The 24,488-nt window shown below is 66.2% G+C and carries 23 protein-coding genes; 11 read left to right on the top strand and 12 right to left on the bottom strand.

Annotated features, from left to right (window positions below; genetic code table 11):
* Positions 1 to 15: 15 nt before the first annotated feature.
* Entirely contained in the window at positions 16 to 1,125 is a 1,110-nt protein-coding gene (locus tag AC1RLU_RS00780) for an aminotransferase class I/II-fold pyridoxal phosphate-dependent enzyme (protein WP_492793487.1), read from the bottom strand.
* 278 nt (positions 1,126 to 1,403) lie between these two features.
* On the opposite strand from AC1RLU_RS00780, the gene AC1RLU_RS00785 reads away from it, so the two are divergent.
* Positions 1,404 to 1,682: a hypothetical protein gene (locus AC1RLU_RS00785; RefSeq protein WP_139163509.1), complete on the top strand. Its 279-nt coding sequence runs from the start codon at positions 1,404 to 1,406 to the stop codon at positions 1,680 to 1,682.
* 92 nt (positions 1,683 to 1,774) lie between these two features.
* Here AC1RLU_RS00785 and AC1RLU_RS00790 read toward each other — a convergent pair whose 3' ends face one another.
* A complete protein-coding gene (locus tag AC1RLU_RS00790) occupies positions 1,775 to 3,196 on the bottom strand; it encodes an amidohydrolase (protein WP_492793488.1) in 1,422 nt (473 codons plus the stop codon).
* Between the two features lie 343 nt (positions 3,197 to 3,539).
* Between AC1RLU_RS00790 and AC1RLU_RS00795 the strand changes: the two genes are divergently transcribed.
* On the top strand, positions 3,540 to 4,232 hold the full coding sequence (locus AC1RLU_RS00795; protein WP_091856800.1) for an invasion associated locus B family protein: 693 nt from the start codon (positions 3,540 to 3,542) through the stop codon (positions 4,230 to 4,232).
* A 160-nt stretch (positions 4,233 to 4,392) separates the two neighbouring features.
* Positions 4,393 to 6,792 carry a thiamine pyrophosphate-binding protein gene (locus tag AC1RLU_RS00800; protein ID WP_492793489.1) on the top strand — a complete coding sequence of 800 codons (2,400 nt, stop codon included), beginning with the start codon at positions 4,393 to 4,395 and terminating at the stop codon, positions 6,790 to 6,792.
* 187 nt (positions 6,793 to 6,979) lie between these two features.
* On the opposite strand, the gene AC1RLU_RS00805 is transcribed toward AC1RLU_RS00800, so the two are convergent.
* The gene (locus tag AC1RLU_RS00805) at positions 6,980 to 7,285 is read right to left on the bottom strand and encodes a hypothetical protein (RefSeq protein ID WP_061970542.1); all 306 of its coding nucleotides are present in this window, start codon (positions 7,283 to 7,285) and stop codon (positions 6,980 to 6,982) included.
* An 89-nt stretch (positions 7,286 to 7,374) separates the two neighbouring features.
* Positions 7,375 to 8,463, bottom strand: a complete 1,089-nt coding sequence (locus AC1RLU_RS00810; RefSeq protein WP_492793490.1) for a hypothetical protein — start codon at positions 8,461 to 8,463, stop codon at positions 7,375 to 7,377.
* Between the two features lie 479 nt (positions 8,464 to 8,942).
* Here AC1RLU_RS00810 and AC1RLU_RS00815 point away from each other — a divergent pair, with 479 nt between their 5' ends.
* Positions 8,943 to 9,977: an aspartate-semialdehyde dehydrogenase gene (locus AC1RLU_RS00815; protein ID WP_061970545.1), complete on the top strand. Its 1,035-nt coding sequence runs from the start codon at positions 8,943 to 8,945 to the stop codon at positions 9,975 to 9,977.
* Between the two features lie 179 nt (positions 9,978 to 10,156).
* Positions 10,157 to 11,056: a DMT family transporter gene (locus AC1RLU_RS00820; RefSeq protein WP_061970546.1), complete on the top strand. Its 900-nt coding sequence runs from the start codon at positions 10,157 to 10,159 to the stop codon at positions 11,054 to 11,056.
* A 4-nt stretch (positions 11,057 to 11,060) separates the two neighbouring features.
* Here the strand turns inward: AC1RLU_RS00820 and AC1RLU_RS00825 are convergent, their stop codons facing one another.
* Positions 11,061 to 11,729, bottom strand: a complete 669-nt coding sequence (locus AC1RLU_RS00825) for a TetR/AcrR family transcriptional regulator (protein ID WP_492793491.1) — start codon at positions 11,727 to 11,729, stop codon at positions 11,061 to 11,063.
* A 144-nt stretch (positions 11,730 to 11,873) separates the two neighbouring features.
* Between AC1RLU_RS00825 and AC1RLU_RS00830 the strand changes: the two genes are divergently transcribed.
* The 5 genes from AC1RLU_RS00830 to bfr all read left to right on the top strand — a co-directional run bounded on the left by AC1RLU_RS00830 (position 11,874) and on the right by bfr (position 16,525).
* On the top strand, positions 11,874 to 13,073 hold the full coding sequence (locus AC1RLU_RS00830; RefSeq protein WP_492793492.1) for an HlyD family secretion protein: 1,200 nt from the start codon (positions 11,874 to 11,876) through the stop codon (positions 13,071 to 13,073).
* Positions 13,074 to 13,275: 202 nt separating this feature from the next.
* Positions 13,276 to 14,865 carry a DHA2 family efflux MFS transporter permease subunit gene (locus AC1RLU_RS00835; RefSeq protein WP_492793493.1) on the top strand — a complete coding sequence of 530 codons (1,590 nt, stop codon included), beginning with the start codon at positions 13,276 to 13,278 and terminating at the stop codon, positions 14,863 to 14,865.
* Between the two features lie 229 nt (positions 14,866 to 15,094).
* A complete protein-coding gene (gene irrA / locus AC1RLU_RS00840; protein WP_091856807.1) occupies positions 15,095 to 15,628 on the top strand; it encodes an iron response transcriptional regulator IrrA in 534 nt (177 codons plus the stop codon).
* Positions 15,625 to 15,912: a (2Fe-2S)-binding protein gene (locus AC1RLU_RS00845; protein ID WP_061970554.1), complete on the top strand. Its 288-nt coding sequence runs from the start codon at positions 15,625 to 15,627 to the stop codon at positions 15,910 to 15,912. The genes irrA and AC1RLU_RS00845 overlap by 4 nt, the downstream gene beginning before the upstream one ends.
* A gap of 118 nt (positions 15,913 to 16,030) precedes the next feature.
* Positions 16,031 to 16,525, top strand: coding sequence for a bacterioferritin (gene bfr / locus AC1RLU_RS00850; RefSeq protein WP_492793494.1), 495 nt, complete (start codon positions 16,031 to 16,033; stop codon positions 16,523 to 16,525).
* A 112-nt stretch (positions 16,526 to 16,637) separates the two neighbouring features.
* On the opposite strand, the gene AC1RLU_RS00855 is transcribed toward bfr, so the two are convergent.
* Positions 16,638 to 17,309, bottom strand: a complete 672-nt coding sequence (locus AC1RLU_RS00855) for a cold-shock protein (protein WP_061970559.1) — start codon at positions 17,307 to 17,309, stop codon at positions 16,638 to 16,640.
* Between the two features lie 327 nt (positions 17,310 to 17,636).
* On the opposite strand from AC1RLU_RS00855, the gene AC1RLU_RS00860 reads away from it, so the two are divergent.
* A complete protein-coding gene (locus AC1RLU_RS00860; RefSeq protein ID WP_091856808.1) occupies positions 17,637 to 18,251 on the top strand; it encodes a GNAT family N-acetyltransferase in 615 nt (204 codons plus the stop codon).
* Positions 18,252 to 18,395: 144 nt separating this feature from the next.
* Here AC1RLU_RS00860 and AC1RLU_RS00865 read toward each other — a convergent pair whose 3' ends face one another.
* The 6 genes from AC1RLU_RS00865 to tsaD all read right to left on the bottom strand — a co-directional run bounded on the left by AC1RLU_RS00865 (position 18,396) and on the right by tsaD (position 24,329).
* Positions 18,396 to 19,115: an AprI/Inh family metalloprotease inhibitor gene (locus AC1RLU_RS00865; RefSeq protein WP_492793495.1), complete on the bottom strand. Its 720-nt coding sequence runs from the start codon at positions 19,113 to 19,115 to the stop codon at positions 18,396 to 18,398.
* A gap of 220 nt (positions 19,116 to 19,335) precedes the next feature.
* Positions 19,336 to 21,288 (bottom strand): acetate--CoA ligase, encoded by a 1,953-nt coding sequence (acs, locus tag AC1RLU_RS00870; protein WP_061970564.1) that lies wholly within the window; start codon positions 21,286 to 21,288, stop codon positions 19,336 to 19,338.
* Between the two features lie 248 nt (positions 21,289 to 21,536).
* Complete coding sequence (locus tag AC1RLU_RS00875; RefSeq protein WP_061970566.1) at positions 21,537 to 21,944, bottom strand: EVE domain-containing protein; 408 nt, start codon at positions 21,942 to 21,944, stop codon at positions 21,537 to 21,539.
* Complete coding sequence (locus tag AC1RLU_RS00880; RefSeq protein ID WP_061970568.1) at positions 21,944 to 22,270, bottom strand: hypothetical protein; 327 nt, start codon at positions 22,268 to 22,270, stop codon at positions 21,944 to 21,946. Before AC1RLU_RS00880 ends, AC1RLU_RS00875 begins: the two co-directional genes overlap by 1 nt.
* A gap of 11 nt (positions 22,271 to 22,281) precedes the next feature.
* Positions 22,282 to 23,277 (bottom strand): NAD(P)H-dependent glycerol-3-phosphate dehydrogenase, encoded by a 996-nt coding sequence (locus tag AC1RLU_RS00885; protein ID WP_492793496.1) that lies wholly within the window; start codon positions 23,275 to 23,277, stop codon positions 22,282 to 22,284.
* Positions 23,274 to 24,329, bottom strand: coding sequence for a tRNA (adenosine(37)-N6)-threonylcarbamoyltransferase complex transferase subunit TsaD (gene tsaD / locus AC1RLU_RS00890; protein WP_061970571.1), 1,056 nt, complete (start codon positions 24,327 to 24,329; stop codon positions 23,274 to 23,276). The genes AC1RLU_RS00885 and tsaD overlap by 4 nt, the downstream gene beginning before the upstream one ends.
* Between the last annotated feature and the right edge of the window lie 159 nt (positions 24,330 to 24,488).

Raw genomic sequence — 24,488 nt, forward strand, 5'->3', positions numbered from 1 at the left:
CCTTCGGGGCGCGCTTCAGCCCTTGTGCCGCACCAGGAACCGATCCATCCGCGCCAGCCCGTCGCGCAGCACCTCGGTCGGCACGCCGATGCCGATGCGGATGTGGTTCTCGATGCCGAACCAGCTTCCGGCGACGACGAAGACGCTCTCCTCCTCGCGCAGCTTCTGCGAGAAGGCCTCGGAGGACATGTCGAGCGGATAGCGCAGGAAGGCCATGCCGCCGGCCTGCGGGCGCCGCCACGACCAGTCGTTATGCTGCGCCATCCATTGCGCCACGAGATCGGCATTGCTGCGCAGCAAATCGCGACCACGCGCGAGCAGGCGGCCGCGCGTCTCCGGGCGCATCACCTCTTCGGCGAGGATCTGGCTGAGGATGCCGCTGCCGATCGTGGTGTAGTCCTGCCGCTCGGCTGCCGACGCCACGACTTCTTCAGGCGCGACGATCCAGCCGAGGCGCAGGCCGGGGCAGGCGAAGGATTTCGACAGGCTGGAGGTGACGACGACCTTGGGATAGCTGCCCCAGAGCGTCTCGGTCTCGGCACCGCCGATCTCGCCGCCGCGATAGATCTCGTCGACCATCAGCCAGGCGTCGTTGCGCTTGGCTGCTTCGATCAGGGCGGTGCGGCTTGCGGCCGAAAGCACGCTGCCGGTGGGATTGGCCGGGTTGGTCACGGCGATCGCCTTGGCGCCAGCCGCGACCTTGGCGAGGTGGGCGGGATCGATCTGCCAGTCGGTATCGCCGGAGAGTTCGAGCCTCCGGATGTCGAAGCCGAGCGCGCGGCCAAGCCCGTCGATCTGCATGAAGTTCGGCAGGGCGAAGACCAGGGAGTCGCCGGGCTCGAACAACGCCATCAGGGCGATCATCGTCGCCTCTGAGGAGCCGTTGGTGACGAGCACGTTCTCCGCGGTCGCACCGGGATACCAGGAGGCGATGTTGGCGCGCAGGTCCGGCCGGCCATCGGTCCAGCCATAGCCGAGGGGCTGCTTCAGCAGGTCGCGCGCGGCCTCTTCGCCCAGGATGTCCTCGATCGACCAGGGATGGACGCCGCTTTCGGTCAGGTTGATCTCGACGTCGTTCTCGAAGAGCGTCTGGTTCCGCTCCATCTGGAAAATGTCGAACTTCACGCGCGCCTCCCGCCTTGGGGCCTATCGACTGCCGCCAGAGCGGCTGGGCTTTCACGGCATCTGTGAAGGCGGGCGAGAGGCAGGTCAAGGTAAATTTAGACAATCTGTCCAATTTGGACTGATTGTTTACGCGACCGAAGGAGCCGGCTCCGTAGCGCACTCGCCACGAGGACATTCCAAAGCGAAGAGGGCGGCCAACCCGACTCCGGATCTTAGCCCTGCCTTGCCGGGAACCGCTGCCGTCCTATATCCGTTGCCCAGCCATGTTTGAATCGCCCATGCCTAGCTCGAATTTCCGCTTTCCCGGTGTCCTGAACTCCCAGGAATTGCTCGTCGCAGAAGCCGTCCAGGCCAGGGCCTGGGCCGCGATCGGGCATGACAGCAGGCTCGATGCCGAGCTGGAAAGCGAAGCCCGCGACCGGCTCGGTCGGATCATCCTGCGATTGATGTCGAACGCATCCGACTCGGTTTCGGATCTCACCTCGGCCGCCGTCACCGAATTCAAGGCGACGCGCCCGACGATCCGCGTTGAGCTATCCGGGCCGCAGGGCGGCTAGCGCGCGTAGATTTTCACGGAAACAAGCCGTCATCCCGGATCTCAGCTTCGCTGCATCCGGGATGACGCGCGTGTTACCTCTACTCCGCCCGCTTAATGCGCGGCCATGTCGAGCGGGGGCTCGACATCATCCGTGATCGGGTTGGCGAAAGGGTTCTTCGCGCGGAAGGCTGCGAACTCGTCCTTCGCTGCCTGGAGCAGCGCAGGGTCGTTCAGCACGTCCGAGGCGACGCCGGCCATCGCCTTGGCGGCGAGCGCCAGGCCTTTATGCGCAGCCGGTGCCAGGCCCTGCGCGACGAGTTGCCAGGAATGGCCGGGCGTGCCGATCGCGTAGCAGGCGGTGCGGCACTGCACCGTCGGGACGACCCAGCTCACCGTGCCGACGTCGGTCGAGCCGACGGAGGTGTCGTTGCCGGCGCCGAGCGGATAGATCTCGTCGCTCAGCGCCTCGCCGTCCTTCGGCTTCAGGTCGAAGCGGCCATAGGCGGCGGCGATGTCCTGCGGGCTCAGCGTCTTCTGGAATTTGGCAGCGAAGGCATGGTCGGCGGCGTCGAAGCCGGGGCCGCCCAGCGCCAGCAGATTGGCCTGCATCGTCTCTTCCAGCGGGCGGTTGCCGACGAGATTGGCATCGCCCGAGAGCTGCTTGATCGCGACGGTGGTCTCGCTCATCAGGGCGGCGCCCTCGGCGATCTTCTTCACGCGGGCGACGAGCTCCCACATTTCGGCGAGCGTCGCGGCGCGGATGAGCTGGCGCGTCGTCGCCGTGGCTTGCACGACATTGGGCGCGATGCCGCCGGCATTGATCACAGCGTAGTGCACACGCGCCGTCGAGGGCATGTGCTCGCGCATGTAGTTCACGCCGATATGCATCAGTTCGACCGCATCGAGCGCCGAGCGGCCGAGATGGGGGGCGGCGGCGGCATGCGAGGCGCGGCCCGAGAAGGTGAACTCGATCTCGACGCAGGCGAGCGAGAAGGCGCGGTTGACGCCGTTGAACGAGGCCGGGTGCCAGCAGAGCGCGATATCGACATCGTCGAAGGCGCCGGCGCGCACCATGAAGCCTTTGGCCGAGCCGCCTTCCTCCGCCGGGCAGCCATAGTAGCGCACGCGGCCCTTGAGGCCGTTGGCGGCGAGATAATCCTTCACCGCGGCGGCGGCGAGCAGGGAGGCCGAGCCCAGCATGTTGTGACCGCAGCCATGGCCATTGCCGCCGGTCTCGACCGGGGTCTCGGTCGCGTTGCCGGCCTCCTGGCTCAGGCCCGGCAAGGCATCGAACTCGCCCATGATCGCGATGACCGGGCCGCCTTCGCCGGCTTCGCCGACGACCGCGGTCGGCAGGCCTGCGACGCCGGTCGTCACGCGGAAGCCTTCGCTTTCCAGCATGGCGCCGTGCTCGGCGGCCGAGCGGACCTCCTGATAGTTCAGCTCCGGCATGTGCCAGATCCGGTCGGAGAGCCCGAAATAAGCCGGAGCCTTGTCGTCGATCCGACGCCAGACATCCTTGCTGTTGCTCATGGGAAGGCTCCTTCTGCGCGGGCTGTCCGGCCCGATTCCGTGGCAGTTTCTGGCATGGTGCGCGGAGGGCTCACAAGCGGCCTGGCGGCGGGGTTCACCTGCGTTGGGGGCAGGGGCGTGCGGATGCCGGGGGCCCGAGGAGCCGGCACGGGCGGACGAAGCCGGTTGTCCCGAAAAGATTGTGCAAGGGCGAATACTTGCAGATTGAAATCATTCAATTGTGATCCTTCTTTCAAATTTGAAGCTCTGGTCCGCTTATTCGCCGGTTAGTTCGTTTTCGTGCTTTCTCTCGGAAGAGGTTTCTGCGATAGGGCGAGCGACATCTTCATATGACAGTGCTGACATGAAACATCATTCACTCAGGATCGCCTCGGTCGCTGCGGTTCTCGCGGTCGGTTCCTTCGCCTCGTCTGCCCTGTGGGCGCAGGAAGAACCGGCGGAGCGGCCAGCCGCTGCTGCCCCGCAAAGGCCTGCGCCGCGTCCGGCCTCCAAGCCGGCCCCCAAGCCCGCCGCGAAGCCGGCCCAACCTGTCGCGCAAGCTCCGGCCGCCCCGAGCGTCAGCCAGCCGGCCGCTGGCGCAGCGACGCTGCCCAACGGCGCGAGCGCGATCAACGAGACCTATGGCGACTGGACCGTCGATTGCCGGATCGCCAACGGGCAGAGGCTCTGCGTGCTCCTGCAATCGCAGGGCAACAGTCAGACCGGCCAGCGCGTCTTCGCCATCGAATTGCGCGCGCCAAAGGACGGTCGCGCCGAGGGCACGATCCTGTTCCCGTTCGGGATGAAGCTGGAGAACGGCGCGGTGCTGCGGCTCGACGACAAGGATCTCGGCCAGGGCCTGCGTTTCTCGACCTGCCTGGCGCAGGGCTGCCTGCTGCCGATCTCGTTCCCGACCGTCGCGACCGACGCGATGAAGGCCGGCAAGGCGCTGACGGTCGCGGCGCTGAACCTCTCGAACAATGAGCCGGTCTCGTTCAATGTCTCGCTGGGCGGCTTCGGCGCGGCACTGGATCGCATCGCGCAGATCGACAAGTAGCCGGCAATCGGACCGGGCGCATGATTGGTGATTTCCGGCGCCTTGCTACGGCGCTGTAGCGGAAATCACCAAATCTGCCCGTGAAGACACAGAAATTTGGCTCGTTCTGCCAGTGCTTCCGTGCATGATCGGTTGCACTGGGGAGTTCGAGCCGAAATCCATGACAACAGATCCGCGCCTGCCGTTTCTCGCCGAGCTGGAGAAGAAGATCCTCTGGCTGGCCTCGTGGACGATCCATAACGCCAATCACATCCGCCAGAACGAAGACGGGATGAAGGTGGGCGGGCACCAGGCCTCCTCGGCCTCGCTCGCGACCATCATGACGGCGCTCTACATGGCCGCATTGAAGCCGCAGGACCGGGTCGCGGTGAAGCCGCATGCCTCGCCGATCTTCCACGCCATCAACTACCTGATGGGCCTGCAGACGCGTGAGAAGCTCGAGAATTTCCGCGGCTACAAGGGCGCGCAGAGCTATCCCTCGCGCACCAAGGATATCGACGACGTCGATTTCTCGACCGGCTCGGTGGGCTTGGGCGTTGCGCAGACACTGTTCTCCTCGCTGACGCAGGATTACGTGAAGGCGCATGGCTGGGCGAAGGACCGCCCCGAAGGCCGCATGGTCTCGCTGATCGGCGATGCCGAACTCGACGAGGGCAATATCTTCGAGGCCCTGATGGAGGGCTGGAAGCACGGCCTGCGCAACACCTGGTGGATCATCGACTATAACCGCCAGTCGCTCGACGCGGTGATCCGCGAGGGGCTCTACGACCGTTTCGAGACGATGTTCCGCAATTTCGGCTGGGACGTTGTCACACTGAAATACGGCTCGCTGCAGCAGGCGGCCTTCAAGGAAAAGGGCGGCGAGCGGCTGAAGGCCTGGATCGATTCCTGCCCGAACCAGCTCTATTCGGCCCTGACCTTCCAGGGCGGCGCGGCCTGGCGCAAGCGCCTGATGGACGATCTCGGCGATCAGGGGCCGGTGACCACGCTGATCGAGAAGCGCTCCGACGCCGAGCTCTCGAAGCTGATGTGCAATCTCGGCGGTCACGACCTGCCGTCGATCCTCGAAGCCTTCGAGGCGATCGACCATGACCGGCCGGTCTGCTTCCTCGCCTATACCGTCAAGGGTTTCGGGCTGCCGATCGCCGGGCACAAGGACAACCATGCCGGGCTGATGACCAAGGAGCAGCTCGACGGCTTCCGCAAGGCGAACGGCGTCCGCCCCGGCCATGAATGGGATCTGTTCGAGGGACTTGATCTGCCCGAGGGGGAGGTCCGCGCCTTCCTCGACAAAGTGCCGTTCTTCTCGCAGGGGCGGCGGCGTTTTTCGGCCCCCAAGCTGCCGGTGCCGGCGAAGCTGGAGGCCGGTATCCAGCCGTCGATGTCCACCCAGATGGGCTTCGGCAAGGTGCTGGACGACCTCGCCAAGACCGGCGGGCCGCTCGCCGATCGCATCGTCACGACGGCGCCGGACGTCACCGTCTCGACCAATCTCGGGCCCTGGGTGAATCGGCGCGGGCTTTTCGCCAAGGCGTCGATGGCTGACACCTTCAAGGACGAGCGCATTCCCTCGATGCAGAAATGGGAGTTCTCGCCGAAGGGCCAGCATGTCGAACTGGGTATCGCCGAGATGAACCTGTTCATCAATCTCTCGGCGCTCGGCCTGTCGCATTCGATCTTCGGCGAGCGCCTGATCCCGATCGGAACGCTCTACGATCCCTTCATCTCGCGTGGGCTCGATGCGTTGAACTATGCCTGCTACCAGGATGCGCGCTTCATGGTGGTGGCGACGCCGTCGGGCGTGACGCTGGCGCCGGAGGGCGGCGCGCATCAGTCGATCGCGACGCCATTGATCGGCATGAGCCAGGACGGCTTATGCGCCTTCGAGCCGGCCTTCGTCGACGAGCTTGCTGTGATGATGCGCTGGTCCTTCGACTACATGCAGCGCGACGGCGAGGGGGACCCCGACGAGCGCACCTGGCTGCGCGACGAGACCGGCGGTTCGGTCTATCTGCGTCTCTCGACCCGGCAGGTCGAGCAGCCGAGCCGGGCGATGACGCCGGAGCTGGAGCGCGCCATCATCGACGGCGCCTATTGGCTGAGGAAGCCGGGGCCGAACGCTTCCGTCGTGATCGCCTATACCGGCGCCGTCGCGCCGGAGGCGATCGAGGCGGTCGGGCTGCTCTCCGAGGACCGGCGCGATGTCGGCCTGCTCGCCATCACCTCGGCGGACCGGCTCAATGCCGGCTGGCAGGCGGCGGAGCGGGCGCGCCAGCGCGGCAATCACGCGGCGACGAGCCATGTCGAGCGGCTGCTCGGCGATCTCCAGCGCGATTGCGGCATCGTCTCGGTGCTGGATGGGCATCCGGCGACGCTGGCCTGGCTCGGCAGCGTCCATGGCCACAAGCAGAAGGCGCTCGGCGTCGAGCATTTCGGCCAGACCGGGACGGTCGCGGATCTCTGCCGGCATTTCGGCATCGACGCGAACGCGATCGTTCATGCGGCCAATGCGGCGGCGCCCGGCCGGCCGGTGCGCTATCTCAAGGTGTTGCCGGAGTAGGGCGACGGAAGCGCGCCTCAATGAAGGGTGTCATCCCGTGCGCGCTGCGGCACGATAGTGCTGCTGCGCAGACACGGGACCGCGCGACGAGAAGGCGCCTTTTCCGGGAGAGGGTCCCGTGTCTGCGCCGCAGCGTTTCACGCTGCAGCGCGCACGGGATGACAGGCGCCCTTAAAGATCGCGCTTATCAGAAACGCGGCGTCGCGAATGTATTCGCGAACGGGTTCGAGCCCGCGCCGACGCGGCCGGGCAGGGTGCCCTCGCCGTAGAGGTCGCCGGTGTTCACATAGATCGGCGAGGCCGACATGTGCTGGCTGGCATAGCGATTCATCGAGCCGACCGGCACCACGTTGCCCGCGTCGAGATAGCTGCGCTTCTGCACGGTGACGCGCAGCGGGCCGCGGCGGTTCTGCGCTTCGGCGATGCTCGCCATCACGGTAGAGGCCGTGACAGCGACGGCGAGGAGGGCGGCAACGCGCTTGAACGACATCATGACGGCAATCTCCGGGAGTGGGCTGATCCACTCGATGTAAGCATCGCAAATCCGGCGCAAAGACTAGCACCGCGTCGTTAACAACTTTGTTAGCGGGAACGCCGGGGCTTTTTGGCGCGACGCGGGCGCGGTTCAGCCGCGGGCTTTGCCGTTTCTCCGGTCGCGGTCTTCATCCGCAAGGCCGGCAGCGTGCCGTTCGGATCGAGCCAGGAAAGCTTTCGCCCCGTCGCCGACAGCCGCTGGGGAGCGCAACCCGCCTGGCGCTGAAGCTCGCTGCGGGCGAAGGCCGCGCGCAGTTCGGGCTCGGCGCCGGCATTGGCGAGGTCGAGGCGGTCGATCAGGCAGGCGAGCTGGCGGCGGTCGCTGGGCCTTGAACCGGCGCACCACCAGCCGTTCATCGTGAAGGGAGCCTCGGATCCGACGGTTCGGAAGGCGAGGCAGGTGCGGCTCTCGGTGCCGTCGCCGAGAACGACATCTGCGGTTTCGAGCGCGCCAAAGCGGGTCTCGATCGTGGCAGGCGCACTGCTGCGCTCGACGGCGAGGCTGCGGAGCGCCGCGGCGTGAACGAGCGCGATCGTGAAGGAGCCGGAGCTGGCGGCGATGCCGTCTCCCGTCTTCAGGCGCAGCGAGAGATGCGATCCGGTCCCGGCGAAGCTGCCGAAGCTCAGCAGGTCCTCGCGCTGGCTGCCGTCGTGGCTGCGGCGCGCTTCGATCGCGGGCGGCTCTCGCCCGAGTTCAGGGGCTTCGAGATTGAAGATCGCGATCGGGCGGGAGATCGCGAGCCAGTCGGCTTCCGTTGCTGCGTGCAGCGGTTTGCTACCGAGAGCTGCATTCCGGGTCGTGGCGGCTGCCACCGGCGAGGTCAGGCTGGCGAGCTGGGGAGGGCCCTCGCCGTTTGCCGAGAGGCCTGTGACGAGCGCGGCCGTCAGGCTGATGCCGCCGAGTGCCGCCGCGATGCGCCAGGCGAGAGCGCCCGGCAGGCCGAAGCCGCGGCGCGGCGCGAGGCGGCTGCCCATGCGGCAGACGGCACGGAAACCGGCTTCGATGCGATCGGCAGACGTGATGAGAAGCGGGACGAGGTCGATCTTCTCGACCCGCGCCCATGCAGCGCGAGACAGCGCGCCGGCGCGGGACAACCCCGGCCGGAGCTGCCGCAGCAGGGGCTGAAGCCGTGACATCAATTCGTCCGAACGCAAATGCAACCGGTTACTCCCGCAGGGCGCTATGGCCACGCAATCCTCAGTCTGGCGGGGCAGGCTGGACGCCGAGAGTCGCCGTCGGGTTACCGAGAACGGGCGATCGGCCGGCAGCGTGAACAAGAGGTCAACGGGCAGGGTTAACGGGCGGAGCGGAGCTCCCCGCACGGGGGAGATTGACTTTTCGTCGCCGCGGGTGTTCTGACAGGGCGCGGTGCAAGGTTGCGCCGCCTTGCGAAGTTTTCAGCCCTTCGGGATTGGCTCTGTGACTGTCCGTCCGACGACGACGAAACTCACGACCAAAACGACGACCGGGAAAACCGGTCCGTCGCGCTGACGCTTCGCCTCGGTTCCGGGTCCATCTCCCCCCGGCGGGGAGAGATCGCCGAACCCGCCCGAAACCGGCGCGGGGCGGCCCCCAAAGGGAGACCCGAACCGTCTTATCCGCAAAGGATCACATCATGAGCTTCAAGGTCGCAGTGGTCGGCGCAACCGGCAATGTAGGCCGCGAGATGCTGGACATTCTCGCCGAGCGTGCCTTCCCCGTCGGTGAGGTCGTGGCGCTTGCCTCCTCGCGCTCGGTCGGCACCGAGGTTTCGTTCGGCGACAGGACGCTGAAGTGTCGGGCGCTGGAGCATTACGACTTCTCCGACACCGATATCTGCCTGATGTCGGCGGGCGGCGATGTCTCGAAGGCCTGGTCGCCGAAGATCGGCGCGCAGGGCGCCGTCGTCATCGACAATTCCTCGGCCTTCCGCATGCACCCGGATGTGCCGCTGATCGTGCCGGAGGTGAACGCCGCCGCCGCCGCCGGCTTCACCAAGATGAACATCATCGCCAACCCGAACTGCTCGACCGCGCAGCTCGTCGTCGCGCTGAAGCCGCTGCACGACAAGTTCGGCATCAAGCGCGTCGTCGTCTCGACCTATCAGTCGGTTTCCGGCGCCGGCAAGGAGGGCATGGACGAGCTTTTCAACCAGACCCGCGCCGTGTTCTCGGCCGGCGAGGTCACCACCAAGAAGTTCCCGAAGCGCATCTCCTTCAACCTCATCCCGCATATCGACGTCTTCATGGAGGACGGCTTCACCAAGGAAGAGTGGAAGATGGTGGTCGAGACCAAGAAGATCCTCGACAAGAAGATCAAGCTGACCGCGACCTGCGTGCGCGTGCCGGTCTTCATCGGCCATTCCGAGAGCGTCAACATCGAGTGCGAGAAGCCTATCACCGCCGACGAGGCGCGCGAGGTGCTGCGTACCGCTCCGGGCATCCTGGTGATCGATAAGCACGAGCCGGGCGGCTACATCACTCCGCATGAGGCGGCCGGCGAGGATGCGACCTATATCTCGCGCATCCGCGAGGACGCGACCGTCGAGAACGGCCTCGCCTTCTGGTGCGTCTCCGACAACCTGCGCAAGGGCGCCGCGCTGAACGCGGTGCAGATCGCCGAGGTTCTGGTCAACCGCAAGCTGATCCAGCCTCGCAAGCAGGCTGCCTGAAAACAGAAGCGCTGCCCGACCCTGTCCGTAACCCGGGCAGGGTCACCGGCTATGTCCACGCGCATGGGCGGGCGACCGTCTTTGCGTGGTGGCTATGCAAGGCAAACAGGGTAAGGCTTGGGCAACCCTGCGTGCGAACCCAGCCCTTGCCCAACGCCCCCCTTCCAGAACCGCCGGTCATGCCTCCGCAGGAAGGCAAGCCGCTGCGCATCGACAATTCCGCGCGCGGCATCGCGCTTGTGCTGCTCTCGTCGATTTTCATGTGCAGCGGCGACATCGCCTCCAAATATCTCGCGATCAGCTTGCCCGCGCTCCAGATCACCTGGATGCGCTATGGCACCTTTGCCGCGATCATGCTCGTCACCGTCTGCTTCACCGGCGGCTTCCGCCGGATGAGCACACGCCGGCCCGGCCTGCAGGTGCTGCGGGCTCTGGGTGTGACGATCTCCTCGATCCTGTTCGTGGCAGGGCTGCACGACCTGCCGATGGCGGACGCGACCGCCACCTCCTTTGTCTCGCCACTCTTCGTGACGGCGCTGTCGATTCCCATCCTGGGTGAAATCGTCGGCTGGCGACGCTGGCTCGCCACGATCGTCGGGCTGGTCGGCGTGATCGTCGTGGTGCGTCCCGGCGGTGACGGCTTTCACGGCGCCTCGTTCTTCGTTCTCGGCTCGTCGTTCTTCTGGGCGTTTTCGCTGATCGTGACCCGGATGATGAGCCGCACCGAGACGCCGGTGGTGACGCTGGCCTATTCCGCCACGATCGGCTTCATCCTGCTGTCGTTGGCTGTGCCGTTCAGCTGGCAGGCGCTCGATCTCAACGCGATCCTGATCGGCGTCTTCGTCGGCGGCATCTCGACGATCGGGCATATCTTCCTGATCCAGGCCTTCCGCTATGCGGATGCTTCGCTGCTGGCACCCTTCGCCTATTCGCAACTGCTCTGGGCTTCGATCTTCGGCTATCTGGTTTTCGCAGCGATCCCGGATCTCTGGACCTATGTCGGCGCTGCGATCATCGCGGCGTCGGGGCTCTATACCGCCCATCGCGAGCGCATCCGCGCCAGGCAGGTCGCGGGCTGAGGCGTCAGCCTCGCTGCTTTGCGCCGTAGCGCGCCATGAACATCGCGATCGCCTCGCCGACGACGCTGCGGATCTCGTCCTCGCTCGGGGGCGTGCGGACGGCATTGAACAGGCGCGGGCGGGTCAGGGTCGACTGGCAGAGATCGATGAACTGCACGGCGGCGAGATTGGTGTCCTCGATCGCGAGCCTGCCCTCGGCCACCATCCGGTCGAGATAGGTCGCGATCAGCTTGGCGCCCTGCATCGGACCGTTCTCGTAGAAGCCGCGACCGAGATCGGGCATCCGCTCGGCGACGCCGATGACGACGCGATGGGCGCTGACCGCGAATTCACAATTGATCATGCGCACGAGACACTGGCCGAAATTACCGAGCGCCCGGACCGGATCGGAATCCTCGGCGAGGGCTTCGAAGGCGCCGCGCTTCTGCGCTTCGCGCTCGCGCTCGATCAACGCGACGAAGAGATGCTCCTTGTCCTCGAAATAGACATAGAGCGTGCTTTTCGAGACGTTCGCGGCGGCGGCGATGTCGCTCATGCTGGCCGCGTCGAAGCCGCGGGCGATGAAGACCTGGTGAGCCCCGTCGAGAATCTGCCGCCGCTTGTCAGGGTCGGCGCCGGCGACGCGGTGATTGCGCGCGACGGTCTTAACGATGGCTTCGGAGGTCTTGGTCATCATTCCCAGGCGGAAGGGGCGCTCCGCGCATGCTTCAAAAAAGAATCGAACCGATTGGTTCGATTTGACTTGATATGCATCATAGCCCGCGCTATTTCAAGCGCAATCGAACCGGTTGGTTCGAATTGACATGCAGGACGCCCAATGTCTGCTGAAACCGCTACCGAACACCGCCGCGACCGGCTGAAGCTGGTCGACCCCACAGCTGAGACCGCCCAGCCGGCCGAGCCCGCCACCGCCCGCGACGCACAGGCGAAGAGCACGCCGGCCGAACCCGCCGACGGCAAGGCAAAATCCGGAAAGAACCCGTTGAAGCGCGGCGCATTGCTTGTCGTGGCAGCGGCCGTCGTGGGAGCCGGGCTCTGGTACGGCATCGACTGGTGGCGTAATGGCCGCTTCATCGTCTCGACCGATGACGCCTATGTCGGTGCGGAGATGGCGACGGTCTCGGCCAAGCTTTCCGCCAATATCGCCTCCGTCTCTGTGCAGCAGAACCAGGAGGTCAAGGCCGGGCAGCCGCTCGTCGCGCTCGATGAGGGCGACTGGCGGATCGCGCTCGACAGTGCGCGCGCCAAGACCGCAACCGCGCAGGCGACGCTGGCGCGCATCGACAGCCAGGTCGAAGCGGCGCGCGCCGCCCAGACGCAGGCGCAGGCGCAGCAGAATTCGGCCGAGGCGGCGGTGACGCGCACGGCCGCCGATTTCGAACGCGCCAGCAGTCTCGCCGCCAAGTCCTACGGCTCGCAGGCGACGCTCGATGCCGCGACGGCGGGTCGTGATCAAGCCGTCGCCGCGCTTGCGAGCGCCAAGGCCGGTGTCCTGCAGGCGCAGGCGAACATCAAGGTTCTGGAAGCGCAGCGCATCGAGGCCGCCCGCCAGATCGACGAGTTGAAGGTCGCCGAGCAGAAGGCCGAGCGCGATCTTTCCTTCATGAAGATCGCCGCGCCGATCGACGGCGTCGTCGCCAATACCAATGTCCAGATCGGCGATCTCGTCGGGGCCGGCAAGCGCCTGATGTCGATCGTCCCGCTCGACCAGGTCTATGTCGACGCCAATTTCAAGGAGACCCAGGTCGGGCCGCTGAAGACCGGCGACAGGGCGAGCATCACCGTCGATGCGCTGCCGGGGCAGGTCTTCCACGGCACGGTCAGCGGCATCGCCGGTGGCACGGGCTCGGTCTTCACGCTGCTGCCGCCCGACAACGCGACCGGTAACTTCACCAAGATCGTGCAGCGCGTGCCGGTGCGCATCGCGCTCGACAAGGACTCGACCGCGAAGCATGTGCTGCGGCCCGGCATGTCGGTCGTGGTCTCGATCGACCCGCGGCTGGCCGCCCAGCGCTGATGCGGGGGCATTGATAAAGCGGGTCATCCCGCACGCGCTGCGGCACGAAGTGCTGCTGCGCAGATGCGGGACCGCAGGACGAGATGTAACCGGCTCCCGCCGCTGCGAGGGCGCCCTTTTCTGATGACGGTCCCGTGTCTGCGCAGCGGCATTCCATGCCGCAGCGCGCACGGGATGACACCCCCATGAAAGGCAGGCCGTCATGGCCACTGCGACCCTGAATCCGGGCGCCGGCGCCAAGCCCGCCGAAGACGCCATTCCGCTCCGCCGGATCTTCGCCTTCATGGCGATGGTCTTCGGCATGTTCATGGCGATCCTCGACATCCAGATCGTCTCGGCCTCGCTGGCGGAGATCCAGGCCGGCCTGTCCGCCTCGTCCGACGAGGTCGCCTGGGTCCAGACCGCCTATCTGATCGCCGAGGTGATCATGATCCCGCTCTCCGGCTATCTCAGCCGGGCGCTGTCGACGCGGGTGTTCTTCTCGATCGCGGCGGCGGGTTTCACCATCGCCAGCGTGCTCTGCGCCCAGGCCACCTCGATCAACGAGATGATCCTGTGGCGGGCGGTGCAGGGCTTCATCGGCGGCGGCATGATTCCCGGCGTCTTCGCAGCCGCCTTCACCATCTTCCCGCCGTCGAAGCGGCCGATCATCTCGCCGCTGATCGGGCTCGTCGCGACCTTGGCGCCGACGATCGGCCCGACGGTCGGCGGCTATCTCAGCCATGCCTTCTCCTGGCATTGGCTCTTCCTGGTCAATGTCGTGCCCGGCATCGGGGTTACGATCGCGGCCTGGACGCTGATCGATTTCGACAAGCCCGATCACAGCCTGATCAAGCGCTTCGACTGGCTGGGGCTCGCCGCCATGGCCGCCTTTCTCGGCAGCCTCGAATACGTGTTGGAGGAGGGGACGCGGCTCGATTGGTTCCAGAGCCACGAGATCGTGTTCTTCACGGCCGTCATGGTCATAGGCGCGGTGCTGTTCTTCTGGCGGGCGCTGACGCGGGACGATCCGCTGGTCGATCTCTACGCCTTTCGGAACCGCAACTTCGCGTTCGGCTCGCTGTTCTCCTTCACCATGGGCATCGGCCTCTACGGGCTGACCTATCTCTACCCGGTCTATCTCGGACGCATCCGCGGCTATGATGCGCTGATGATCGGCGAGACGATGTTCGTCACCGGCCTCGCCATGTTCTTCACGGCGCCGATCGCCGGGCGGCTTTCCGCCAAGCTCGACCCGCGCATCATGATGATGATCGGCTTCGGCGGCTTCGCGGTCGGCACCTGGTGGGCGTCCTTCATCACGTCGGACTGGGATTTCTACGAGCTCCTGGTGCCGCAGATCCTGCGCGGCTGCTCGTTGATGCTGTGCATGGTGCCGATCAACAACGTCGCGCTGGGCTCGCTGCCCCCGCAGCAGCTCAAGAATGCATCCGGCCTCTACAATCTCACCCGGAACCTCGGCGGCGCGGTCGGGCTCGCGGTCATCAACACCATGCTGAATACCCGCACCGACCTGCACATCACCCGGTTGCACGAAATGGTGGTCGCCGGGCGCGGGGTGGCGGAGGAAGCGATCGCCAATACCGCGCAGCGCTTCATCGACTATGGCGACGCCGCGCAGACCATGGCGCTGGCCCTGATCAACCAGCGCGTCCACAAGCAGGCGCTGGTCATGGCCTTCGGCGACGTCTTTCTCGGGCTGACCGCGATCTTCGGGAGCCTCGTCCTGATGTCGCTGTTCCTGAGCAAGCCGCCGAAGCCTGCTGCGGGCGCCGGAGGCGGCGGGCACTAGACCGGCCCTGCGATCCGCTGCGGCTTTCGCCGGAGCTGCCTTTGCCCTCATGCGCTCACCGCGCATCAGGCCCGGGGCGATCACGGCGATGTGCTGTGGGCGCTGCCCGATGTCGCAGGCGTGCTGATTGACATTCGGCCGATGCTTTGCCAAATATGATAGTAATATCAGTAGTTTAGACGATTTCTAAACTGCATGGCCGGCGACCGGCGTAGTGGAAGGCGTTACGATGAGCGTTCTGGCGAGCAAGGATCACGATCACAGGCCTGTGGTGGCCGATCATATCCCGTGGCCGCAGAAAAACCCGACGAGCTGCCCGATCAGCGCCGTGAAGGCGCGGCTGCGGACGGCGGGCCTGAGGCCGACGCGCCAGCGCATGGCGTTGGGCTGGCTGCTCTTCGCCAAGGGCGACCGGCATGTCAGCGCCGAGATGCTCTATGAGGAAGCGCTGCGGGCGCGCGAGCCGCTTTCGCTCGCGACCGTCTACAACACGCTGCGCCAGTTCTCGGAAGCCGGCCTGCTGCGCCAGGTCTCGGTCTCCGGTCCGAAGACCTTCTTCGACACCAACGTGTCCGAGCACCATCATTTCTACAACGAGGACGACGAGACCGTCACCGATATCCCGGGCTCGATGATCCAGGTCGCCGGCCTGCCGGACGCGCCGGAAGGCATGGTGATCTCCTCTGTCGAGGTCATCGTCCGCCTGCGCAGTGCCGATGGCGAGGAGATCGAGACCAAGCGGGTGGTGGGCCACCACGCGTGATCGTCTGCTCCTGCAACGTTCTGTCCTGCGGCCAGATCAAGGGGACCGTCGCTGCTGACGGCAGCGGCCCCCGGACGGCCGGCGAGGTCTATGATTGCCTGGGCTGCAGCCCGGATTGCGGCCGTTGCGCGCGCGAGGTTCGGGCTATCCTGGCCGAGGCTCGCGCCGTTTGCGCGACGCAATGCGGCAGCTGCGCCAGCCGTGAGATCGAATGCGCGGTCCATGTCTCGGTCGGGCACATGTTCGACGGGATCGAACTCGCCCAGGAGAGCGTCGCGGCCTGAGGCCAGCGGCGCGCACGGGCTTCGATCAAAAGCGCCGAGATCGCTTTTTGCCTCTTCCCTTCTGCATGGGCCGTGTCTACATTAGGATCATTCTAATGTGGATCGCGGAGTGCACGCCATGAAGGGCGACAAGAAGGTCATCGAGTATCTCAACAAGGGGCTGCGCTCGGAGCTCACCGCCATCAACCAGTACTGGCTGCATTACCGCATGCTGGACAACTGGGGCCTGAAGGAGATGGCCAAGACCTGGAAGAAGGAATCGATCGAAGAGATGGTCCATGCCGACCGCTTCGTCGACCGCATCCTGTTCCTCGAAGGCTTTCCGAACCTGCAGACGCTCGACCAGCTGCGTATCGGCGAGACCGTCACGGAAGTGATCGAGTGCGACCTCAAGGCGGAGCTCGAAGCGCGTGCGCTCTATCAGGAAGCGGCGAAATACTGCCGCGAGGTCGGCGATTTCCCGTCCGAGGACCTGTTCAAGGCCCTGATGAAGGACGAGGAAGGCCATATCGACTTCCTGGAGACCCAGCTCGACCTGATCTCGCGCGTCGGTATCGAGCTCTACACCCAGAAGCATATCGGTGGCCTGGAAGGCGACGATCACGATCATTGAGTCGTGCCGGGGCGCGCCACCTCGGTGGCGCGCTTCATACGATTCGGCCGGCGCCAAAAGAAAAGACCCGCCATAGGCGGGCCTTTGATGTTTCAGCGAAGCTGCGCTTTCGTCAGATGAAGCTGACGTCGGCGGCTTCCGGACCCTTGCGGCCGGTGCGGATCGAGAAGCGCACGCGCTGCCCGTCCATCGGCGGCTGCAAGCCGCTGCGGCCGAGCGAGGACACGTGCAGGAACACGTCCGGGCCGCCCTTGTCCGGCGCGATGAAGCCGAAGCCGCGATCCGAGTTGAAGAACTTCACGGCGCCATCATAGGGGCCTTCGACCGGGCCGCTGTCGCGATCCTGGAAGCCGCCGCCACGCGGGCCGCGATCGCCGCCGCCGAAGCCGCCGCGATCGTTATAGCCGCCGCGGTCGCCACCGTAGCCGCCGCGATCCCGGTCGCCATAGCCGCCACCGCCGAAATCATCGCGCGGAGGACGGGGCGAGAAGGCGCGGGGAGCCGGCGCGGTCTGCGTCGCCGTGGAGGCGTCGATCTCATGGATCGCGACGACCTGAAGGCCGCGGCGACCTTCACCGAGATCGGCGACGATGGTGGCGCCGGGCAGCAGGTCTTGCTGGTCCAGCGGGCCGATGGCCGAGACATGCAGGAAGACATCGCCCGAACCATCGGAGGGCGATGCGAAACCGAACCCCTTCTCGGGGTCGAACCACTTGACCTTGGCTTCGATGTTTTCGTGCGTGACGAAGGGCTGGGCAGCGGGAGGCTTGCGACGATCGAACATGGATCTTCAAATATGAGTGACCGGGAGCACGCAACTTAGCTCATGCCGGGCGCGCCGTCATCGGGGTCACCGCGAAATTATTGCACGTCGTATGACGGGGTTACAGCGGTTTTCCACTCCCGTCCCCAAGGTCGGTAATCGGCTCTCGTTATGCTTCTGTTGCATGTGTCGGCCCATTTCTGGCCAGATTCTTCGGGCAAGCCGGCGAAAATGCCGCAGGTAGCGCTCTTGCCATCGGGGGCTGCCGGTACGATGTGACATGCGAGTTAGGGAAGACACGCCTCCTGGTCGGTAAGCGCGACACATGCGCTGCTCAGGAGATGACAATTGGTTCGTTCGCGACAATCCGGCAGGAAGGCCGGCGATGGCGTGATCCGGCGGTTATGGCCGACGGAGCGCGATCTTTTCAGAGAGCATCTGCTCAGGCTCGACCCCGTCACGCGCCAGCAACGCTTCGGCACGGCTGTGAATGACGCGTTCCTCGAGAACTATGCCAGGACGACCTTCGGCGTCGGCGGCCTGGTCTATGCCTATGTCGTCGAGGGTGTGGTGCGCGGCGCGGCCGAGTTGCGCGGTCTCGACGAGATCATTGCGCTGACCGGTGAGGCTGCCTTCAGCGTCGAGACGCCGTGGCGGCGTCGCGGCGTCGGTGGGCAGTTGTTCGGGCGGCTGATCACGGCGGCGCGCAATCGCGGGGTCCGGACGCTCTACCTGACCTGCCTGCCGGAAAATCTGGCGATGCGCCGGCTTGCGGCGAAGTTCGAGGCCGATCTCGTCGGCGGCTATGCCGATGTCGAGGGCGTGATCGCGACCGGAGCACCGACGCCCTTCACGATCCTCGACGAGGCGCTCGACAATGCGAAGGGCTTCGCGACGATGGCGCTGTCGATCCAGAAGAGCTTCTGGCCGAGCACATTGCTCGCGCGGACCTTCGGTGTGTGAGGGACAGATCTGCGGCGGGGGCGACGATCCAACGATCGTCGTGCTCGCCCTCGTAGCGAGCATCCACGTCTTGAACAGCGACCTTCATCGATGAAGGCGCGGATGGTCGGGACAAGCCCGACCATGACGTGATCGATTTGGTGATTACCGGTTCAGCGACAGCGAGGCGCCGGATTTGGTGACGGCGCCGTCGAGCGCGCCGGAGCCGGAGCTGCGCAGCCGGGCCGCGACCGCGCCGCCCTGCTGGTAGAGATAGACCTCGCCATCCCGGAAATCCCAGGCCGAGATCTTCTGAAGATCCTTGTTGGCGCAGCCGGACGAGGAGGCGCGATAGAGATCGAGCGTCGGCGTGCTCGACAATTGCACGCGGCAGGAGCCGCCCGTCGCCTCGCGGGCCGTCCAGCCGCCGACCATGCTGTTGCGGCTGGCAGATGGGCGCGGCGTCGCTGCCGGGCTCTGGCCGAGGCCGGCGACCTGATTGTCGCTGCCGCGCAGGCCCGGATCCTGCGTCGGCTGGCCGGTCGGGGGCAGGGGCTGGCCTTGCGGCGCGCCGCCGGCATTGGGGTCGAAGAACGGGTCCTGGGGCGCAGGCAAGGCTCCGCCACCCTGCGGACCGCCTGCAACGGGGTAGCCGCCTGGCTGGGGCGTCGCGGGATAGCCACCCGGCGGCGGCAGCGGCTCCGACGTGATCGGAGCAGAGCTCACCGGCGGAGCCGAGGGCAGCACGGGCTGGCTATAGGAGGGCGGATTCATCACCGGCCCGGTGAAGCGCTGTGAGCCGGCGCAAGCCGTCAGCGCCAGCAAGGGGAGCAGGGCGGCCGCGCGGGTCAGGGTGGCGGTCGATGCGATCTTGATCGTCGTCATGCGGCGCGGGTTCCGATCTCGGTCAGCCGAACGTTGCGTCATTATCAGGAAACGCGATGAACGCGGCATGAGCATGGTCTAGCGCAGGCCTGCCACATTGCGAACCCTTGATGTCGACCCGGGTTCCTGCGCGCCAGGCCGGAACTTTACGAAAATGGCCCGCCCCGGGAGGTGCAGGCCATTTTCAGTGTGGTGCCGGGAGAACATCGGCTCGCGCGAATCAGCCCGCCTTGCGCTTGTTCTGGCGGTTCTCGACGAGATCGTCGACGACGGCGGGGTCGGCCAGCGTCGAGGTATCGCCGAGCGCGCCGTACTCGTCCTCGGCGATCTTGCGCAGGATGCGGCGCATGATCTTGCCGGAGCGGGTCTTGGGCAGGCCGGGCGCGAACTGGATCAGGTCGGGCGAGGCGATCGGGCCGATCTCCTTGCGGACATAGGCGACGAGGTCCTTGCGCAACGTGTCGGTCGGCGCCTCGCCCGCCATCAGCGTGACATAGGCGTAGATGCCCTGGCCCTTGATGTCGTGGGGATAGCCGACGACCGCGGCCTCCGAGACCGACGGATGCGCAACCAGCGCCGATTCGACCTCGGCCGTGCCCATGCGGTGGCCGGAGACGTTGATGACGTCGTCGACGCGGCCGGTGATCCAGTAATAGCCGTCGGCATCGCGCCGGCAGCCGTCGCCGGTGAAGTACTTGTTCGGGTAGGTCGCGAAATAGGTTTCCTCGAAGCGCTTGTGGTCGCCATAGACCGTGCGCATCTGGCCGGGCCAGCTCTCGGCGATGACGAGATTGCCCTCGCAGGCGCCTTCCAGCACCTTGCCCTCGGGGTCGACGATCTCCGGCTTGATGCCGAAGAACGGCCGCGTCGCCGAGCCTGGCTTGAGCTGGGTGGCGCCAGGCAGCGGCGAGATCAGGATGCCGCCGGTCTCGGTCTGCCACCAGGTATCGACGATCGGGCAGCGGCGCTCGCCGACGACGCGGTGATACCACTCCCAGGCTTCCGGATTGATCGGCTCGCCGACCGAGCCGAGCAGGCGCAGCGATTTGCGCTTGGTCTTCTTCACCGGCTCCTCGCCGGCGCCCATCAGCGAGCGGATCGCGGTCGGCGCCGTGTAGAAGGTGTTGACCTTGTGCTTGTCGATGACCTCCCAGAAGCGCGAGATCGTCGGATAGGTCGGGATGCCCTCGAACATCAGCGTGGTCGCGCCGTTGGCGAGCGGCCCATAGAGGATGTAGCTGTGGCCGGTGACCCAGCCGACATCGGCCGTGCACCAGTAGATGTCGCCGTCATGGTAGTCGAAGACGTATTGGTGGGTGATCGCGGTGTAGACGAGATAGCCGGCGGTGGTGTGCAGCACGCCCTTCGGCTTGCCGGTCGAGCCCGAGGTGTAGAGCAGGAAGAGCGGGTCCTCCGCCTTCATCTCGACCGCCGGGCAGTGACCGGAGACCTTGGCGGCCTCGTCATGGTACCAGCGGTCGCGGCCTTCCTTCATCGTGATGTTGCCGCCGGTGCGCTTGACGACGATGACGGTCTCGATGCCGCCCTTCACCTTGTCGTCGGCGGTGTCGACGTTCTTCTTGAGCGGGACGGCGCGGCCCCCGCGCAGGCCTTCATCGGCGGTGATCACGATCTTCGAATCGGAATCCTCGATGCGGCTCGCCAGCGAATCCGGGGAGAAGCCGCCGAACACCACCGAATGGACGGCACCGATGCGGGCGCAGGCCAGCATCGCATAGGCCGCCTCGGGGATCATCGGCAGGTAGATGGTGACGCGGTCGCCCTTCTTGACGCCGTTGGCCTTGAGGACGTTCGCGAACTTGCAGACCTCGGTGTAGAGCTGGCCGTAGGTGATCTTCTTCGACTCGCTCGGATCGTCGCCTTCCCAGATGATCGCCGTCTGCTTGGCCCGGGTCGCAAGATGCCGGTCGATGCAGTTATGGGCGACGTTGGTGGTGCCGTCCTCATACCATTTGATCGAGACCTTGCCCGGCTTGTAGCTAGCGTTCCTGACCTTGGTATAGGGCTTGAACCAGTCGATGCGCTGGCCCTGCTCGCCCCAGAACTTGTCGGGGTCCTTGATCGAGGCCGCGTACATCTTCTTGTACTTGGCGTCGGTCGCCCAGGCCTTCTTCGACCAGGAGGTCGGGACGTCGTAGATGATCTCGGACATTCGGGCGTCTCCCCAGACTTGGGCGGTCTGTGTTGCGCTGGTCCGCCTCATGGTCAGGCGCGGCGGACGTCGCTTCTTCGATTTCGACGCATCATAGGATGCGAACGCGCCGCGGCAAGCCATTGTGCATCGCACTTTCGTGGCAGGGGCAGGCCGCGAATGCATGAAAGCGGGCCGAAAAGCCTTCCAACCGTCTTATCCGATGGTCGAATCGACTTTTGGACCCGCTTTTTGCCGCTGATTATTATTCAGAGCCCGCCCATCTTGCAGACGATGTCCCATTCCGCGTCCGTCACCGGCTGGACCGAGAGGCGGAAGGAGGTGACCAGCGCCATCTTGGCGAGCTTCGGCTCGGCCTTGACCGCCACGAGCGTCACCGGCTTCGGCAGCGGCTTCACCGCCTTGAAGTCGACCAGGACCCAGGGCTCGCCGGGAATCCAGTTATAGGCTTCCTTGATGACCTCGACGATGCCGACGACCTCGAGCCCCTCGTTGGAATGGTAGAAGAAGACCTGGTCGCCCTGCTTCATCGCCATCAGGTTGAGCTTGGCGGTGTGGTTCTTCACCCCGTCCCAATGCGTGCCCTTGGCGCCGGCCTTGACCTGGTCGTCCCAGGACCAGACGGATGGTTCGGATTTGATCAGCCAGTGAGCCATCAGGCTTCGTCCTCCTTGAGCGGCACCGGCGGCTGCGAGGCCGCCTCGCCCTGTTCATTCCAGAACCGCACCATCTCGCGGGTCAGCGCGGCGTAATCCTTGGGGTCGAGCTCAACGCGGACCTCGCCCTCGCCGAAGGGCAGGATCAGCACGAAGCGGTGCGTGCCTTCGGCCTTGCGTCGACGGTGCTGGATCACCGGGCCCGCGATCCGGCCGGCCAGCGGCACGGGCTCGCTCTCGGCGACGAGCTCGGAACCTGTCGTCTTCTTGACCTCGGCGATGCCGCGCGCGACGCGCTTCGTCAGGTCGGACCAGTCTCCCGCCATGCTTTCCTCCGTCATTCCGCCCGGATCGGTCGCGCCAGCAACGCAGCGACCGCATCGCGCACGCCGACATCGCCGGCGATGATCGCGGCCACGGCCGCGGCGATCGGGGTCTCGACCTGTTTCGCCCGCGCCATCTCGACCAGCGCCGGGGCGGTGAAGGCGCCCTCGGCCAATTTACCGCCGGCCGCTTCCATCGGGCTCTTGCCCTGGCCCAGCGCCAATCCATAAGAAAAATTGCGCGATTGCGGCGAGGCACAGCTCAGCACGACATCGCCGAGACCGGACAGGCCCATCAGCGTTTCCGGATCGCCGCCATAGGCCTCGCCGAAGCGGCGCAGTTCGGCAAAGCCGCGCGCCACCAGCGCGGCGCGGGCGCTCTCGCCATAGCCCAGTCCGATCGCGATGCCGGCCGCGATCGCGAGGACGTTCTTGGCCGCGCCGCCGATCTCGACGCCGCGTATGTCGGCGGAATGGTAGATGCGGAAGGCCGGCGAGCTCAGCGCCTCGGCCAGCCCCTGCGCCAGATCGGGATCACCAGCCGCGAGCGTCACCGCGGTCGGCAATCCGTGTCCGATATCGGCGGCAAAGCTCGGGCCGGAGAGGATTGCGGCGGTGGCGCCGGGCCAGGCATCCTCGATGATTTCGGTCGCGAACCGGCCGCTCGCCTGCTCGATGCCCTTGGCGGCGGAGATCACCGGCACGCGCGGCGGCAGGGCTTCCGCCAGATGCTCGCAGGCCGACCGCAAGGCCTGCGTCGGCACCGCGACGATCAGGGCGTCGCAATCGGCAAGGGCTGCGAGCAGGTCGGTCGCGTGGATGCTCTCGGGCAGGTCGATCCCGGGGAGGCGTGGCGCCTGCCGTGTTCGCTCGATGGCCTCGATGGTCTCGCCATCGCGGGCCCAGAGCCGGACATCGTGACCGGCGCGGGCGGCGGCGAGCGCCAGCGCGGTGCCGTAGGCGCCGGCGCCGACCACGCCGATGCTGCGATAGCGAGCGCGAGGGCTCATGCGGCGGTCGACGGGGTGGCCGAGAGTTCGTCCAGCGGCCAGCGCGGACGGGCGACCGCGGCCATGTCGTCGACGAGGCCGAGCCTGAGACGTTCGAGTCCGGCCCAGGCGATCATCGCGCCGTTGTCGCCGCAGAGCGCCAAGGGGGGGGCGACCATCGGCAGGCCGGCTTCGGTCGCAAGGCGATTGAGCCCGCTGCGGATCGCCTGGTTGGCGGCGACGCCGCCGGCGACGACCAGCGTCGAGGGCGTGATGCCGGCTTCGCGGCAGGCGCGCAGGCCGGCGCGGGTGCGGTCGACCATCACGTCGACGACGGCCGCCTGGAAGGAAGCGCAGAGATCGGCCACGTCGTTGTCGGAGAGCGGCGCGATCCGCTCGGCGACGAGCCGCACGGCCGTCTTGAGGCCGGAGAGCGAGAAATCCGGGCTCGGCCGACCCTGCATCGGGCGCGGGAAATCGAAGCGCTCGGGATCGCCCTTGGCGGCCTCGCGCTCGACCGAGGGACCGCCGGGATAGGGCAGGGCGAGCATCTTGGCGATCTTGTCGAAGGCCTCGCCGACGGCGTCGTCGATCGTGCCGCCGAGCTTGAGATAATCACCGACGCCGCGCACGGCCAGCAACTGGGTATGCCCGCCGGAAACCAGCAGCAGCAGATAGGGGAAGGCGAGATCGTCGGTGAGGCGGGCCGTCAGCGCATGCGCTTCGAGATGGTTGATCGCGATGAAGGGTTTGCCGGTCGCGAGCGCGATCGCCTTGCCAGCGGTCAAGCCTACCATGACGCCACCGACGAGGCCGGGGCCGGCGGCCGCGGCGACGGCGTCGATCTCATCCGGCTTCAATTCGGCATTGGCGAAGGCGCGTGCGATGATGCGGTCGATCGCCTCGACATGGGCGCGCGCCGCGATTTCCGGCACCACGCCGCCATAGGCCGCATGTGCGGCGATCTGGCTCAGCACCTCGTTCGACAGGATCTTGCTTTCGCCGGAACGCTCGACGGAGACGATCGCGGCTGCCGTTTCGTCGCAGGTCGTCTCTATCCCCAGTACACGCATGATCGGTCGACTTGTCTCGCGGAATGAGGGATCAGGATCCAGAAGTGCCGTCCGGCGGTTCCGTGCCGGCAATTCCTTCGTATAGTGCGCGAGGGGGCGCAAGGCCAAGAGGCCCGTCACAAGAGGCGGTTCTGCGGTCAGGGCGACGAGACGAGGAAA

This window comes from Allobosea sp. GW822-FHT05A11 (assembly GCF_058800455.1).